This window comes from Rhizobium sp. OAE497 (genome assembly GCF_040546565.1).
GTDB lineage: Bacteria > Pseudomonadota > Alphaproteobacteria > Rhizobiales > Rhizobiaceae > Rhizobium.
The window spans coordinates 2,626,165-2,640,313 of record NZ_JBEPOA010000001.1 but is presented as its reverse complement, the minus strand read 5'-3'; the positions used below and the strand labels follow the sequence as shown (position 1 = coordinate 2,640,313).

Here is a 14,149-nt window from a genome sequence, read left to right as displayed (position 1 = left end):
AAACAGAAAGGGCGCCTCGCGGCGCCCAATCCTTCAGTCTCTCGCTTGTGAAAAGCTTATTCGACCGGAACGGCCTTGCCGGATTCCCACTTGTAGAGCTCGAAGCTCTTCGAGGAGAGGTCGCCGGTTTCGCCGTAAGTCAGCTTGCCGATGGCGGTCGGGATCGCTTCGCCGCCCTTGAGGGCTTTTGCGACGGCTTCCGCGTCTTCGGCGCTCTTGGCCTTTTCGATGCCGGCCTTGATGACTTCGACAGCGGCGTAGGCGTTCAGCGTGAAGGCTTCGGCCGGGATGTTCTTGGCGGCCAGCGCTGCGGCTGCTGCCTTGGAATCCGGGCTCTTCGTCGCGTCGGAGGCGTTGGTGAAAATCGTGCCGACAGCAGCTTCCGTACCGATGTTCCAGAATTCGCTGTTCGACAGGCCGTCACCGCCGATGATCGTCGCCTTGACCGAGAGGTCGGCGAGCTGGCGGGCGAGCAGGCCGCCTTCCGGGTGGTAGCCGCCGAAATAGACGACGTCGACCTTTTCGGCCTTCAGGCGGGTGGTGAGCGCCGAGAAGTCCTTGTCGCCGGGGGTGACGGCGTCGTCGATGACTTCCTTGACACCGCCGGCATTCAGCGTTGCCTTGAAGTTGTCGGCGAGGCCCTTACCGTAGGCGCCCTTGTCGTTGATGATGGCGATACGCTTGTCCTTGAAATGCTTCAGGGCGTATTCGGCAGCAACGGCAGCCTGCTGGTCGTCACGGCCGCAGGTGCGCAGGACGTTGGTGAGGCCGCGCTTGGTGAGGTCCGGCGACGTTGCCGTCGGGGTGACCATCAGCACGCCGTTTTCTGCGAGCACGTCGGAAGCCGGAATGGCAACGCCCGAGGTGACCGGACCGACGACGTACTTGATGCCTTCGCCGACCAGCTGGTTGGCGGCGGAAACGCCCTGCTTCGGTTCGCCGGCGTCGTCAGCGGTCTTCAGGATGACCTTCTCGCCGAGGATGCCGCCGTTCTTGTTGATTTCGTCAACGGCGGTCTGCGCGCCGTTCTTCACCTGATCGCCGTAAGCGGCAACCGGGCCGGTCAGTGGGGCGATGAGGCCGATGGTGATATCGGCATGGGCAAGCGGTGCAAAAGCCAGCGATGCGAGCATCGCGCCAGTCAAAGTCTTCAGACTCATTTTTCGTTCTCCTTGGGTTGGGCTTTCGGCCCGCGTGACTGCCGCGACATCGAAACCGGTGCGTACAACAACCCTTTTGAGTTGCGCCAAGACGGCGGCTTCGGTGCGGTCAATGCGCCCGTCCGGTCATCTTTGACTTCAGCAGGCGCACGGCGATTTTCTAGGAATTCTCGCTTGATTTCGCAAGGAAATAACAAAACCACAGGCAAAATTGTTCTGGATTGCGCTGTGGGGACCGCCTTCGGCGCCATTTTCTTAAAAAATCACCGAATTTTTCTCATCGCTAGCCGGCATCTACCTTTGGCTATGTAGTCGCAACGGTTTAATCCGAGAGTTGCAAATAATGCTTGGACTATACAAAGAATAACTACTGAATCTTTGTGTCTGAGAATATTCGTAAAATAGAACCGATTAACATTTGCATGCTATGAAGGTTGTAGAGGGGTGGCCGATCGCGAGTGTGTCTCAAGAATAAACTCCGGCCGGCAAGTGTAACCGTGCGTTGGGAATAAGCGTCTGAATGCTAAAGCGCATTGAAGCGAACCAGGTCAGGCCTGGGATGTTTATCGAGGCTGTCGAAGGGAGCTGGAACGACCCGTTGCTCGGGCGCCACCGGTTTCTCGTCAGACGCGAATCCGATGCCCAGCGGTTGCGCGGCAGCGGCGCTGCCGGCGTGGTCATCAATACAGCCAAGGGTGTAGATACCAACGGCTTGCGCTCCAACGTGCCCGCCTATGCATCCGAGGACCCGCGCGCCGTCGAGGCGCAGACCAAGGCCGCCCGCGAAACCATCCAGAAATCCGCCGAGCAGCTGGAGGATGTGTTCAGCAGGGTGCAGGGCGGGGCGGGCGTCGCGCTCGACGATATCGCGCCTGTCATCTCCGGGCTTTCAACGTCGCTCGACGACAATCCGGCGATCTTCCTCAGCGTCACCCGGCTGAAGTCGAAGGACGAGACGACCTTCCTGCACTCGCTGTCCGTCAGCGCTCTGATGATCCATTTTGCCCGCTATCTCGATTTCGACGAGGAGACGGTGCGTGTTCTCGGCATCGGCGGGCTACTGCACGATGTCGGCAAGCTTGAGATTCCGCAGGAGATCCTTTCCAAGGAAGGCAAGCTCGACGACGAGGAGATGAAGCTGATCCGCAGCCATCCCGAGCTCGGCCACGCCATCCTGCAGCGGCAGGCGGGGATGCCAGAGATCGTCCTCGACGTCTGCCTGAACCACCATGAGCGGATCGACGGCCGCGGATATCCGAACATGCTGCCGGGATCGAAGCTCAGCATCTATGCGCGGCTGGCGGCGATCTGCGACGTCTATGACGCGATCACCTCGATCCGGCCTTACAAGCAGCCCTGGTCGCCTGCCGAGGCGCTGAAATGGATGCTCGGCCGCGAGGGCCATTTCGACACGAAGCTGCTGAAGCGCTTCGCGCTCTGCCTGTCGGTGTCCTCGGCGCCAAAAGCCTGAGACCGAGAAACGAAAAAGGCCCGCCGGAGATCAGCTCCGGCGGGCCTTTTCGTTTGTCTGGTGACGATCAGATGTTGTTCTGCAGGATTTCGCGCAGCTTGCCGAACAGCTCGTCGATATGGTGCTTCTCGATAATCAGCGGCGGCGACAGCGCGATGATATCGCCGGTGGTGCGGATCAGCAGGCCCTTCTCGTAAGCCTTCAGGAAGGCGGTGAAGGCGCGCTTGGTGGGCTCGCCGGCGATCGGGTCGAGCTCGATGGCGCCGATCAGGCCGGTGTTTCTGATGTCGATGACATTCGGGCAGTCCTTCAGCGAATGCAGCGCATCCGCCCAGTAGTCGGAAAGCTCGGCAGCGCGGGTCAGCAGGCCTTCTTCCTTGTAGGTGTCGAGCGTCGCGAGTGCGGCGGCGGAGGCGATCGGGTTGCCCGAATAGGTGTAGCCGTGGAAGAACTCGATCATGTGCTCGGGGCCGTTCATGAAGGCATCATGAATTTCCGAGGTGACGAACACCGCGCCCATCGGGATGACGCCGTTGGTCAGGCCCTTGGCGGTGGTGATCATGTCAGGCTTGACGTCGTAATACTGGGCGGCGAACGGGGCACCGAGGCGGCCGAAGCCAGTGATGACTTCGTCGAAGATCAACAGGATGCCGTGCTTGGTGCAGATCTCGCGCAGCTTCTGCAGGTAGCCCTTCGGCGGGATGAGAACGCCGGTGGAGCCGGCGACCGGCTCGACGATGACGGCAGCGATCGTCGAGGCATCGTGCAGGGTGACGATGCGTTCCAGTTCGCTGGCGATATCGCCGCCATGCTCGGGCTCGCCACGTGTGAAGTTGTTCTTGCCGGGCTGATGGGTGTGCGGCATGTGGTCGACGCCGGTGAGCAGCGTGCCGAACATCTTGCGGTTGGAGACGATGCCGCCGACGGAGATGCCGCCGAAATTGACGCCGTGATAGCCGCGCTCGCGGCCGATCAGGCGGAAGCGCGAGCCGTTGCCCTTCACGCGGTGATAGGCGAGCGCCACCTTGAGGGCGGTCTCGACAGATTCAGAGCCCGAATTGGTGTAGAGAACGTGGTTCATGCCTTCAGGCGCGATATCGACCAGGCGGTTGGCCAGTTCGAAGGCCTTGGGGTGGCCGAGCTGGAAGGCCGGGGCGTAGTCGAGCTCGCCCGCCTGCTCGCGGATCGCTTCGGTGATCTTCGGGCGGCAGTGGCCGGCATTGACGCACCAGAGACCGGCGGTGCCGTCGAGCACCTGGCGGCCGTCATGGGTGGTGTAATACATGTCCTTGGCGCCGACGAACATGCGCGGCTCCTTCTTGAACTGGCGGTTTGCCGTAAACGGCATCCAGAAGGCGCGAAGGTCGTTCGGGGTATTGAGGCGATTGGACATGCTGTTCTCCTGGCCGCGAGGCCCGTTCCCCGGGCTTGAGCCCGTATTTTTACCGTTCGGTCAAACTATCAGCGCGCATCGGGGCGTCAAGCCACCGCGCGCGTCTGCGACCAGAGTTTACCGCTCATTGCTACGCGCTTCGACGGCGGAGGGAAATACCGCCAGGACGGTATCATCAGGAACGAAAAAACCGGCAGATTGGGAAATCTGCCGGTCAAAGGAGTAGGGTTGACGTGCTGAAATACTGCGCCCGGTCCATTCCGGATTTATTCCATCGGCGGACCGGTTTTTGGCCAACGTTATGTCGGCGTGATCGTCAAGCCGCGGAACGGCTCCGGTTCTGGACAGCGTAGATGTCTTCGAGCGTTGCGAGGATCTTCATGACCGGCTCGGAATTGCTCGAGTAATAGATGGTCTGCGCGTCGCGGCGGGTCTTGACCAGCTTCTGGGCACGAAGCTTGGAGAGATGCTGCGACAGGGCGGACTGGCTGAGGCCAACCTGCGTTGCGAGAACGCCGACTGGAACTTCACCCTTCACGAGGCTCACGAGGATGAGCAGTCGCTTGGGGTTTGCCATTGCTGACAGAAGCGCGGCCGCCACATTAGCATGATCTGACAAGTCAGTAGTTTCCATTATTCCAATCTTCCTAATGCGAATTTTTCCGTATAGGCGCAGGGCGTTAGACGGGGTTTTGGCGGACGCCCGAAAAGTAGCAATTGGGCATGAAGATTGTATATACCTAAATTTCGGGTATCGAGTATGCTATTTTAGATATGTGTGGAATAATTTCCCCGGGATTTGTGACGGGCTCTTCAAATTCACAACGTGACAAGTAATCGCCCGAAATCACGTCAAAACCAGCACTATCCACGCCACAAACCCTCAAAGTCCCGTCATTTTGCCCTTGAAACGGGTTTCAAGCGCCCTAAGCAGGTCCGGATGGTTGTCTACTAAATCTCGCACTATGTCGTCGGCCCTGGCCGCCACCGCATCGTTTGCCGGGGAGAGAATCGTCAGGTCCGAACCCTCCAGAATATAGGCCCGTCCGAAGCCGCCATTGAGGCTGGCGGACTGCGGAAGCAGCCGGAAAAACCGGAAGTCGGGGAAGTCGATATAGAGCTTGGCCTTGGCATGGCGGTTCAGGAAACGGGTCCTGATGCGCTCGTGCAGCGGGGTGCCGCGCTCGACGCTTTCGGCAAGGCACTGGGTCGTCAGCCGCGCGTAAGCCAGCGGATCGCCCTTGCCGGGTTCACCCGTCAGCAGCGAGGCGCGGGGATCGTTCTCTAGCGCCTTGGTGTGGGTCGAGAGCGCCGAGACGAGGATAACAGGCACGCCATCGATATCGGTGCCGAGAAGCACGCGGCTGACGAAGGGAAAGCCGGTCGCCGGATCGAGAACGGCGAGGCCGGCATAGCGGGCGGAGCGCAGAAGCGTACGGGCAAGCGTGCGAGCCTGCCCGTCGGTTTCCCGCAATACGGAAGCTTGATCTTTCATGTCCACTTTTCTGGCGGAAGCGGACGGAAGGATCAAGCCTGTTCTTTGCGCCGGTGGCGGGTGAGGCCGCTGACGATATCCTGCGCCGAAATCGTGCCGACGATCGCGCCGTTATCGACGACGCCGATACTGCCGGGCTGGCGGGCGAGCGCGTCGAGAATATCGACGAGCGGCGTTGCCGGCTTTGCCGTTGCGCTGACGGTGCTGCCGGCGGCGGACTGGCCGAGACCGGGCTGCATGACGTCCTGCGCCGTCAGCATGTTGATCGGGTTCATGTTCTGCACGAAATCCGCGACATACTGGTCGGCCGGGTTCTTGACGATTTCCTGTGGCGTGCCGCACTGGATGATACGGCCGCCTTCCATGATGGCGATGCGGTTACCGATGCGGAAGGCTTCGTCGAGGTCGTGGCTGACGAAGAGGATGGTCTTCTTCAGACGGCGCTGGAATTCGAGGAGCTCGTCCTGCAGGCGGGTGCGGATCAACGGGTCGAGGGCCGAGAACGGCTCGTCCATCAACAGGATCGGTGCGCCGGTCGCAAAGGCGCGGGCAAGGCCGACGCGCTGCTGCATGCCGCCCGAGAGCTCGTTGACCTTGCGGTTTGCCCATTTCGTCAGGTTGACGAGTTCGAGCTGCTCGTCGACGCGCTTCTTGCGCTCGGCATCCGGCATGCCCGCCAGTTCGAGGCCGAAGCCGACATTGTCGGCGACGGTGCGCCAGGGCAGGAGGGCGAACTGCTGGAAGACCATCGAGACGGTGTGCATACGCAGGTCGCGCAGACCCTTGGCGTTGCACTTGTAGGGATCGACGGTGCCGGTCGCCGTGGAGACGCTGACGGAACCGCGCACCACCGGCGCCAGACCGTTGACGGCGCGCAGCAGCGTCGATTTGCCGGAACCGGAAAGACCCATCAGGACGAGAATCTCGCCCTCCTGGATTTCGAGCGACGCATCGGCGACACCGAGGACGAGGCCGGTGGCGGCGCCGATCTCGTCGCGGGTCTTGCCCTGATCGACCATCTGCAGGGCGGTTTCCGGCTTGTCGCCGAAGATGATGCTGACATTATCGAAACGAACAGCGGTCATGCGCCGTCTCCTTCACCCGTTACGCGGAACATGCGGTCGAGGATGATCGCCAGGATGACGATGCAGAGACCGGCTTCGAAGCCCTTGGCGACGTTGACGGTGTTCAGCGCGCGCACGACCGGCACGCCGAGACCATCGGCGCCGACGAGCGCGGCGATGACCACCATCGACAGCGACAGCATGATGGTCTGGGTCAGACCCGCCATGATCTGCGGCGTGGCGAAGGGCAGTTCCACCTTGCGCAGCACCTGCATCGGCGTGGCGCCGAAGGATTCGGCGGCTTCGACCAGCGAGGGCGGGGTGGAGATGATGCCGAGGCGGGTGAGGCGGATCGGCGCCGGGATCGCGAAGATCACGGTGGCGATCAGGCCCGGAACCATGCCGAGACCGAACAGGATGAGCGCCGGGATCAGGTAGACGAAGGTCGGGATCGTCTGCATCAGATCGAGGATCGGCCGCAGTACGGAATAGACCCAGGCACGGCGGGCAGCGGCGATGCCGAGCGGAATGCCGACCAGCATGGAGACGAAGGTGGAGGCGAGCACGAGTGCCAGCGTTTCCGTCGTTTCCTTCCAGTAGCCCTGGTTGGCGATCAGCAGCAGCCCAAGACAGGTGAAGACCGCGACGATGACCGACCGGCGGATCCAGTAGGCAATGCCTGCGATCGCGAGGATCACGATCAGCGGATGCGGCGCCTGCAGCACGAAGAGCATGCCATCGATGACATGCGAGAGGATGAAGGCGAGTTGGTTGAAGAACCAGTCGGCATTGGTCGTGAGCCAATCCACGAAGGATTTGGCCCAGGCGCCAATCGGAATTTTAAAGTCAGTGATCCAGTTCAAGGGCTCGCCTATCCAAAAAAGGTGCAGAAATCAGATACGAAAGGGGCAGGGCGGCGAACCGCCCTGCATCTGCCAATCAGAGGCCGAGGCTCTTCTTGACGGCGGGCAGGCCATCGGCGCTGCCATCACGCGTCTTGACGCCTGCGAGCCACGGATCGAGCGCCGACGGGTTGGCCTTCAGCCATTCCGTTGCTGCCTTTTCCGGTTCTTCGCCGTCGTTCATGATCTTGCCCATGATCTGGTTTTCCATCTCGAGCGAGAAGACCATGTTCTTGATCAGGGTGCCGGTGTTCGGGCATTCGCCGAAATAGCCCGCACGGACGTTGGTGAACACCTTGGCGCCGCCGAAATCCGGACCGAAGACGTCGTCGCCGCCGGTCAGGTAGGTCAGCTTGAAGTTGGTGTTCATCGGGTGCGGTTCCCAGCCGAGGAAGACGACCGGCTTGCCGGCCTTCTCGGCGCGGGCGACCTGCGCCAGCATGCCCTGTTCGGAGGACTCGACGACTTCCATGCCCTTCATGCCGAAGGTGTCCTTGTCGATCATGTCGATGACGAGGCGGTTGCCGTCATTGCCCGGTTCGATGCCGTAGATCTTGCCGTCCAGGTCATCCTTGTGGGCTGCGATGTCCTTGAAATCCTTGATGCCGAGTTCGGCACCCTTGGCATTGGTCGCCAGCGTGTACTTGGCGCCGACCAGGTTCGGACCGTAGGATTCGACCGACTTGTCGTCGAGGAAGGGACGGACGTCCTTTTCCTGGGTCGGCATCCAGTTGCCAAGGAACACGTCGATGTCCTTGTTCTTCAGCGACTGGTAGGTGACCGGTACCGAAAGGACGGTGGTCTTCGGCTCATAGCCGAGGCCCTTCAATACGACGGAGGCGGTTGCGGTGGTTGCGGTAATATCCGTCCAGCCTACGTCCGAAAAACGGACGGTGGAGCAGCTGTCAGGGTCTGCGGCAAATGCGGCTGTCGCTACGGAAAGAGCGGCGACGGCGGTGGCTGTAATCAGTTTGGATGCGCTTGTCGTTCTCATTTATATAGACTCCCAGTCTTACGTCCCCAAGCCAACCATCAATAGCTGACATTTACAAGCAACCTCAGTGCATTTGCGGCGGTTTGGCATACTCGATTGCGACGTCGCGCAATTTTCCGTGAGGGCCGGGAAATCAAGGATTCCGGCCGTTTCCGACGCGCGATTTCCTGTGATTATCAGCGCTGCGGTCTTTTCTTTCGCGATTCGAGCTTTCAAAAGCGGAGGACGGAGAAAACCATGGCCAAACTCTACTTCAATTACTCGACGATGAACGCCGGCAAGACGACGATGCTGCTGCAGGCCTCCTACAATTACCAGGAGCGCGGCATGCGGACGGTTCTGCTGATCGCCGCCTTCGACGAGCGTACCGGCAAGGGCATCATCGGCTCGCGCATCGGGCTGGAAGCCGAGGCCATCCCGTTCGAGGCGGAGACGGACCTCCTGCGTCTCGTCAAGGGTCTCTCCGGAGAGGGCGAGCCGATCGCCTGCATCTTTGTCGACGAGGCGCATTTCATGACGCGTGATCACGTCTGGCAGCTGGCCCGCATCGTCGATCGTCTCGGCATTCCTGTGATGGTCTATGGCCTGAGGACCGATTTTCAGGGCAAGCTGTTTCCGGCATCGGAAGAGCTGCTGGCGATCTCCGACGAGATGCGCGAAGTGCGCACCATCTGCCATTGTGGCCGCAAGGCGACGATGGTGGTGCGGCTCGACGCCGAGGGCAAGGTGCTGCACGAGGGCGCGCAGATCGATGTCGGCGGCAACGAGAAATATGTCTCGCTCTGCCGCAGGCACTGGGACGACGAGATGAACGGGCGCTTCGTCGCCGAGGCCATCTAAAAGGGCGGATTTTCATCGGGCTTCCGACCGGCTAGCTTGAGGCCAACGATTCCCGGGAGAAGCTGGTGCGCAAGGCTCCATCATTCGACAGCCTATTGGAGAGTGCCGCGGCGCTGGCCGGCGAGTTGCGCGACGAGGCCGCCGGCTGCGCCGCCTTCATCGCCGATTTCGCCCGCAACGAGGCGCAATCGGGCGACGAGGAGTTTCTGGCCGAGAACCAGCGCTTCCAGAGCGCCGGTGCGAAGCGGCAGGCGCTCGACGGTCTGCTCGGCGAGCTCGCGGCAGAGCTCGACCGCCTTTCCGACGAGGTTTCCGAGGATCTCGACAGTTTTCGCGGGCTGACGCAGCGCGAGCGGCTGACCGGCTGGTTTTCGCGTCAGCGCATGTGGCGCCAGCATAGCCAGCGGGTCAGAGAGGCGCCCGTCGTCGAGCGGCTGCTCGATCTCTTCGCGAAGAGCGATGCGCTTTCCGGCCTTGTTTCGGCCCATCGGGGCTTCGCCGCCGAATGCCACAAGGCGGCCGAAAGCGGCGTGGTCGACATCATCGAACACCGGCGCCGCCTGGTGGACGCGATCGATATCGCCCGGATGCGGATGAAGGAGCTGAATGCCAAGGCGCTGACGACGCAGGGGCGCATCGGCGTCTATGGCGGCAAGGCGGATTGGGAACGGCTGGAAGAGGAACGCCGGGCACTGAAGGCCGAGGCGGAGCGGATTTCCAGCGAGGAGCAGGTGATGCGCGACGAGAGCCATCGCCGCGAACGCTTCATCACCATGTTCCAGATCTTCGTCGATGCGCTGAACGGCCAGATCGCGCTCTGCAACGTGCTGACGCGCAAGCTGATGGTCGATACCGAGGAGCGGCTGGTGCTCTATAGGGCGCAGGTCGATACCGACCGGCCGGGCGCCAAGGCCAAGATCAGCCAGACGATCTTTCCGCATATCGCAGCACCGATCTCGCTCTTCGAGCGGGGCATGCTGGTGCCGCAGGATATCGAGCAGCGCAAGAATGCCGCCGATCTCGCCTTCGAGAAGAAGTTCTCCGCCTTCGCACCCGCCGTCAGCATCGAGCACGATACGCCGCTGATCGACCTGACGAAGAAGCTGCCGCGGCTGCGATTGCGGTTCGGGCGTTCCTAAACGCGGAAATGCGACCCGGCGATCTCGAAGAGCTCTGACACTGCCGGATTCTTCGTGGCGATCGGGGCGCAGAGCACCACATCGAATTCCGGCGGGTCTTGCAGCGGCCGCGAGACGATCGCTTCGCCGAGATCGGTGCAGAGCGATTGCGGGATCAGCCCGACACCCAGACCCTCGCCGACGAGGCGGATGATCGTATGCTGCAGCCGCGGCTCGAAGGCGAAATGCGGGACGGTGCCGCCGGTGGCGCAGAAGATGCCGATTGCCGAGCGCAGCGTTGGTGCGACTGAGGCGGGGGCTGCGATCAGCCGCTCGCCCTCCAGCCTTTCCGGCTTTACGAGATCGGCTTTGGCCAGGGGATGGTCCTTGTGGACGATCAGGCGCAGGCTGTCTCGGGAGAGGAGCTGCGTTCTCAGATGCGGCGAATAAGCCGCGCCGAAGGTGACGGCGGCATCGAGCCTGCCTTCGACCAGCATCTCGTCGATGTCTGTCGGGATGCGCTCTTCGAGGATCAGCCGGACATCGGGCCGCGCCTCGGAATGCAGCCGCACCAGCGCCGGAACGATGCTGTGGGCGGCATGCATCATGAAGCCGAGCTTCAACTCGCCCTTGATGCCGCTCGCCACCAGCTGCACGTCGCGGCAGGCGGCATCGAAGCTCGCGAGCACAGCGCGGCAGTCCTTCAGGAAGTGCTTTCCGGCCGAGGTCAGCGTCACATTACGGGAATTGCGATCGAACAGTTTGGCGCCGAGCGCCGTCTCGATCGCCGAGATCTGGCGGCTGAAGGGCGGCTGGCTCATGTTCATCCGCGCCGCCGCCTGGCCGAAATGAAGGGTCTCGGCCAGCGCCACGAAATAGCGCATGTGGCGCGTATCCATTCGATACCTCCAAGGTATTGATGAGCGATCCAATCGGCATTGGAATATATCGATCGGCGGGCGTATCGACAATCTCGGATCTATCGAGTGCCGAGATGCTGACGAACCTGCTTATCGTATTGCCGATTTTCGCCCTGATTTTTGCCGGCTGGGTGGCCCGCAAGGCGGGGGCTCTCGGGCCGAACGCCACCCGCGAAGTCAACCGTCTCGTCGTCTATCTGGCGCTTCCGGCGCTGCTCTTCGACATCATGGCGAATGCGAAGCCTGCGGAGATCTGGCAGCCCGGTTTCATCGCCGCATTCACGCTCGGCTGCGCCGTGATCTTCGGCGGGACGCTGTGGTGGCGGATGGCGAAGGGGCGGCACCTTGCCGATGCGGCAATCGATGCTCTCAACGCCAGCTACGCCAATACCGGCTTCGTCGGCTTTCCGCTCATTCTGTCGTTGATGGGCGATACCGGCATGGGGCCGACGCTGATCGCGACCATCCTGACGGTCTGCGTGCTCTTTGCGCTGGCGATCGTGTTGATCGAAGGCGGGCTGCAATCGGAAACCCGCCGCCGCGACATCGCCCTCAAGACCTTCCTGTCGCTGTCGAAGAACCCGCTATTGGTGGCGCCGGTGCTCGGCGCGCTGGTGATGATCTCGGGCCTGCCGCTGCCGGCGCCGGTTCATGCTTTCCTGAAGCTGCTCGGGGGCGCCGCGTCTCCCTGCGCGCTGATTGCGCTCGGGCTGTTCCTGGCGGGAACGCAGGCGGGCAAGGCGAGCGGCCGCCTGTCGACGGCGGGCATCCTCGTCGGGTTGAAGCTCATCGCCCAGCCTGTCGTGACCTGGGTGATCGCCGGGCCGGTGCTGCAGCTTCCAGCAATTGCCACGCATACGGCGGTGCTGCTCGCCGCGCTGCCGACGGGCACCGGGCCGTTCATGCTGGCGGAATTCTATAACCGCGAGGCCAGCCTGACGGGCAGGGTGGTTCTCGCCTCCACGGTTCTCTCGGTCGTGACGATCTCCATGCTGCTCGCCGTCAGCGGCACAGGCGTCTAGCTGCGGTCAACCGAGCGCGCTCTGCGCGGCGCAGATCCGGTCGATCAGCGCATCGAGCTCGCCCTTCGGCGGACGGTTCTTCGCCAGACGCTGCTTCAGATGCATGATCGGTTCGGCCAGGATCTCATCCAGGCTTTCGGCGCAGGTGAAATCGCCAGCGACGCGCTTGACCTTGGAATTGTCGAAGATCGCCGTCCAGGCCTTGTCGCCGGTCAGCGGGCCGATCCAGTCAGGATTGTATTTGACCAGCGTGTCGGTCGGCACATGGACGATTTTGGCCTCGACGCCGAGGAGGCGGGCGATCGCCTTCTGGATATCGTCCCAGATATGGGCGCGGTCGGATGTGATGTGGAAGATGTCGTTGAGCGCCGCCTGCTTGCCGAACAGGCCGACGAAGGGCACGGCGAAATCCACCGAGCGGGTCAGCGTCCAGGGCGTGTGGCCGTCGCCGGCCACGATCGTCGGCTCGCCGTCCAGCATGCGCCGGGCCATGACATCGCTGTCACCCATCATGATCGGCAGTCCGGTGCGTACCGTGTGGCTGGGGCGGACGATCGTCCAGGCGAGATTGGTGGACTTCTTCAGCAGCTGCTCGCAGGCGATCTTCGCCTGGCTATAGGGCCAATAGGGATTGATCGCAGGGGTTTCCTCGGTGATCACGTAATGGCGGGCCGGCTTCTCGTAGACCGAGGCCGATGAGATGAAGATGTACTGGCCGCAATTGCCGGAGAATACCTCGATATCCCTGGCGATCTGATCCGGCGTGAATGCGATGAACTGGCAGACGACGTCGTATTTGGCCTTGGCGAGATCGGCATAGGCGGCCGAGCCGAGTTCACCTGTTATCGAGGCCACGCCGGATGGCAGCGGGTCGCCCCGGAGGCCACGGTTGAAGACGCTGACCTTGTGGCCCTGCGCGACCGCGCGCTCGACGCAGGGGTAGGAAATCTGGCCGGTACCGCCGATGAAAAGCACGTTCAAAGCCATGTTGGGGACCTCGGTTTTCTCGGAAATGATGGTCGCATTTCATAGCCTGAAAGAGAGCGAGCGTCTCCCTCAATACCATGGGGCGTTGCAAAAATCGGCCAAGCCGCTATTGCCTCGATAGGGAATTCTGTGGGCTGCCAGGTAGGGTGACGATGGAAACGAACGAGACGGTGAGTGCTTCAAACCCGGTTTTGCCGATCGGCTATTCGCTGGTTCCCAAGGGCAAGCTCGCCAATGCCGTCACCTGCCTGGAGATGCGGGAAAGGCCGGCTGGCGCGCCTTCAGGCGAACGGCCGGACCTGTCGCTCGATCGGATGAGCGTGCCTGACATTGCCACCTATCGCCAGCTCTTCCGGGCGATCGGCGAAGAGTGGATGTGGGTGTCGCGGCTGGTCATGAGCGATGAGGAGCTCACCGCAACCCTCGGCGATCCCAAGATAGAGGTCCACGTTCTCTTCTCCGGCGGCAAGCCCTCCGGCATGCTGGAACTCGATTTCCGGCAGGCGGGTGAGTGTGAGCTCGTCTTCTTCGGCGTGACCAACGACATGATCGGCACCGGCGCCGGCCGGCATCTGATGAACCAGGTCCTGTCGATCGCCTGGGCGCATCCGATCGAACGGCTGTGGCTCCATACCTGCCATTTCGACCACCCGAACGCGCTGACCTTCTACCGCCGCTCCGGCTTCACGCCCTACGCCTTCATGGTCGAGGTCGCCGACGACCCACGCGTCACCGGCGTCCTGCCGCGCAACGTCGCGCCGCATATCCCGATCATCGAGTAAG

General features: G+C 62.0%; 13 protein-coding genes and 1 pseudogene. 5 read left to right on the top strand and 9 right to left on the bottom strand.

Annotated elements, in window-relative coordinates:
- Positions 1-56 precede the first annotated feature (56 nt).
- The gene (locus ABIE40_RS13530; protein WP_199627241.1) at positions 57-1,160 is read right to left on the bottom strand and encodes a branched-chain amino acid ABC transporter substrate-binding protein; all 1,104 of its coding nucleotides are present in this window, start codon (positions 1,158-1,160) and stop codon (positions 57-59) included.
- 520 nt (positions 1,161-1,680) lie between these two features.
- Between ABIE40_RS13530 and ABIE40_RS13525 the strand changes: the two genes are divergently transcribed.
- Positions 1,681-2,631, top strand: a complete 951-nt coding sequence (locus ABIE40_RS13525; protein WP_199627239.1) for an HD-GYP domain-containing protein — start codon at positions 1,681-1,683, stop codon at positions 2,629-2,631.
- 67 nt (positions 2,632-2,698) lie between these two features.
- Here ABIE40_RS13525 and aptA read toward each other — a convergent pair whose 3' ends face one another.
- The 6 genes and pseudogenes from aptA to ABIE40_RS13495 all read right to left on the bottom strand — a co-directional run bounded on the left by aptA (position 2,699) and on the right by ABIE40_RS13495 (position 8,479).
- A complete protein-coding gene (gene aptA, locus ABIE40_RS13520) occupies positions 2,699-4,024 on the bottom strand; it encodes an omega-aminotransferase AptA (RefSeq protein WP_112719407.1) in 1,326 nt (441 codons plus the stop codon).
- Positions 4,025-4,340: 316 nt separating this feature from the next.
- On the bottom strand, positions 4,341-4,658 hold the full coding sequence (locus ABIE40_RS13515) for an ArsR/SmtB family transcription factor (RefSeq protein ID WP_112719406.1): 318 nt from the start codon (positions 4,656-4,658) through the stop codon (positions 4,341-4,343).
- 106 nt (positions 4,659-4,764) lie between these two features.
- Positions 4,765-5,519 (bottom strand): annotated as a pseudogene (locus ABIE40_RS13510) (HugZ family pyridoxamine 5'-phosphate oxidase).
- Between the two features lie 32 nt (positions 5,520-5,551).
- Positions 5,552-6,604, bottom strand: coding sequence for a choline ABC transporter ATP-binding protein (choV, locus tag ABIE40_RS13505; RefSeq protein ID WP_199627237.1), 1,053 nt, complete (start codon positions 6,602-6,604; stop codon positions 5,552-5,554).
- Positions 6,601-7,446 carry a choline ABC transporter permease subunit gene (gene choW / locus ABIE40_RS13500; protein WP_112719403.1) on the bottom strand — a complete coding sequence of 282 codons (846 nt, stop codon included), beginning with the start codon at positions 7,444-7,446 and terminating at the stop codon, positions 6,601-6,603. Before choW ends, choV begins: the two co-directional genes overlap by 4 nt.
- Positions 7,447-7,522: 76 nt before the next feature.
- On the bottom strand, positions 7,523-8,479 hold the full coding sequence (locus ABIE40_RS13495) for a choline ABC transporter substrate-binding protein (RefSeq protein WP_112719402.1): 957 nt from the start codon (positions 8,477-8,479) through the stop codon (positions 7,523-7,525).
- 237 nt (positions 8,480-8,716) lie between these two features.
- Here ABIE40_RS13495 and ABIE40_RS13490 point away from each other — a divergent pair, with 237 nt between their 5' ends.
- Positions 8,717-9,319: a thymidine kinase gene (locus ABIE40_RS13490; protein WP_130277781.1), complete on the top strand. Its 603-nt coding sequence runs from the start codon at positions 8,717-8,719 to the stop codon at positions 9,317-9,319.
- A 65-nt stretch (positions 9,320-9,384) separates the two neighbouring features.
- Positions 9,385-10,458, top strand: coding sequence for a hypothetical protein (locus tag ABIE40_RS13485; protein ID WP_199627229.1), 1,074 nt, complete (start codon positions 9,385-9,387; stop codon positions 10,456-10,458).
- On the opposite strand, the gene ABIE40_RS13480 is transcribed toward ABIE40_RS13485, so the two are convergent.
- Entirely contained in the window at positions 10,455-11,336 is an 882-nt protein-coding gene (locus ABIE40_RS13480; protein ID WP_199627227.1) for a LysR family transcriptional regulator, read from the bottom strand. The genes ABIE40_RS13485 and ABIE40_RS13480 overlap by 4 nt on opposite strands.
- Before the next feature lie 95 nt (positions 11,337-11,431).
- Between ABIE40_RS13480 and ABIE40_RS13475 the strand changes: the two genes are divergently transcribed.
- Positions 11,432-12,379, top strand: a complete 948-nt coding sequence (locus ABIE40_RS13475) for an AEC family transporter (protein WP_199627775.1) — start codon at positions 11,432-11,434, stop codon at positions 12,377-12,379.
- Positions 12,380-12,385: 6 nt separating this feature from the next.
- Here ABIE40_RS13475 and ABIE40_RS13470 read toward each other — a convergent pair whose 3' ends face one another.
- Entirely contained in the window at positions 12,386-13,366 is a 981-nt protein-coding gene (locus ABIE40_RS13470) for an SDR family oxidoreductase (RefSeq protein ID WP_199627225.1), read from the bottom strand.
- 152 nt (positions 13,367-13,518) lie between these two features.
- On the opposite strand from ABIE40_RS13470, the gene ABIE40_RS13465 reads away from it, so the two are divergent.
- Complete coding sequence (locus ABIE40_RS13465) at positions 13,519-14,148, top strand: GNAT family N-acetyltransferase (RefSeq protein WP_199627223.1); 630 nt, start codon at positions 13,519-13,521, stop codon at positions 14,146-14,148.
- The last annotated feature ends 1 nt before the right edge of the window (position 14,149 follow it).

Excerpts from the sequence above, each read along its gene's own strand:
- choV (WP_199627237.1), bottom strand. The coding sequence starts at position 6,604 with ATGACCGCTGTTCGTTTCGATAATGTCAGCATCATCTTCGGCGACAAG.
- ABIE40_RS13470 (WP_199627225.1), bottom strand. The coding sequence starts at position 13,366 with ATGGCTTTGAACGTGCTTTTCATCGGCGGTACCGGCCAGATTTCCTAC.
- ABIE40_RS13525 (WP_199627239.1), top strand. The coding sequence starts at position 1,681 with ATGCTAAAGCGCATTGAAGCGAACCAGGTCAGGCCTGGGATGTTTATC.
- ABIE40_RS13515 (WP_112719406.1), bottom strand. The coding sequence starts at position 4,658 with ATGGAAACTACTGACTTGTCAGATCATGCTAATGTGGCGGCCGCGCTT.
- ABIE40_RS13480 (WP_199627227.1), bottom strand. The coding sequence starts at position 11,336 with ATGGATACGCGCCACATGCGCTATTTCGTGGCGCTGGCCGAGACCCTT.
- ABIE40_RS13530 (WP_199627241.1), bottom strand. The coding sequence starts at position 1,160 with ATGAGTCTGAAGACTTTGACTGGCGCGATGCTCGCATCGCTGGCTTTT.
- ABIE40_RS13490 (WP_130277781.1), top strand. The coding sequence starts at position 8,717 with ATGGCCAAACTCTACTTCAATTACTCGACGATGAACGCCGGCAAGACG.
- aptA (WP_112719407.1), bottom strand. The coding sequence starts at position 4,024 with ATGTCCAATCGCCTCAATACCCCGAACGACCTTCGCGCCTTCTGGATG.
- ABIE40_RS13495 (WP_112719402.1), bottom strand. The coding sequence starts at position 8,479 with ATGAGAACGACAAGCGCATCCAAACTGATTACAGCCACCGCCGTCGCC.
- ABIE40_RS13465 (WP_199627223.1), top strand. The coding sequence starts at position 13,519 with ATGGAAACGAACGAGACGGTGAGTGCTTCAAACCCGGTTTTGCCGATC.
- ABIE40_RS13475 (WP_199627775.1), top strand. The coding sequence starts at position 11,432 with ATGCTGACGAACCTGCTTATCGTATTGCCGATTTTCGCCCTGATTTTT.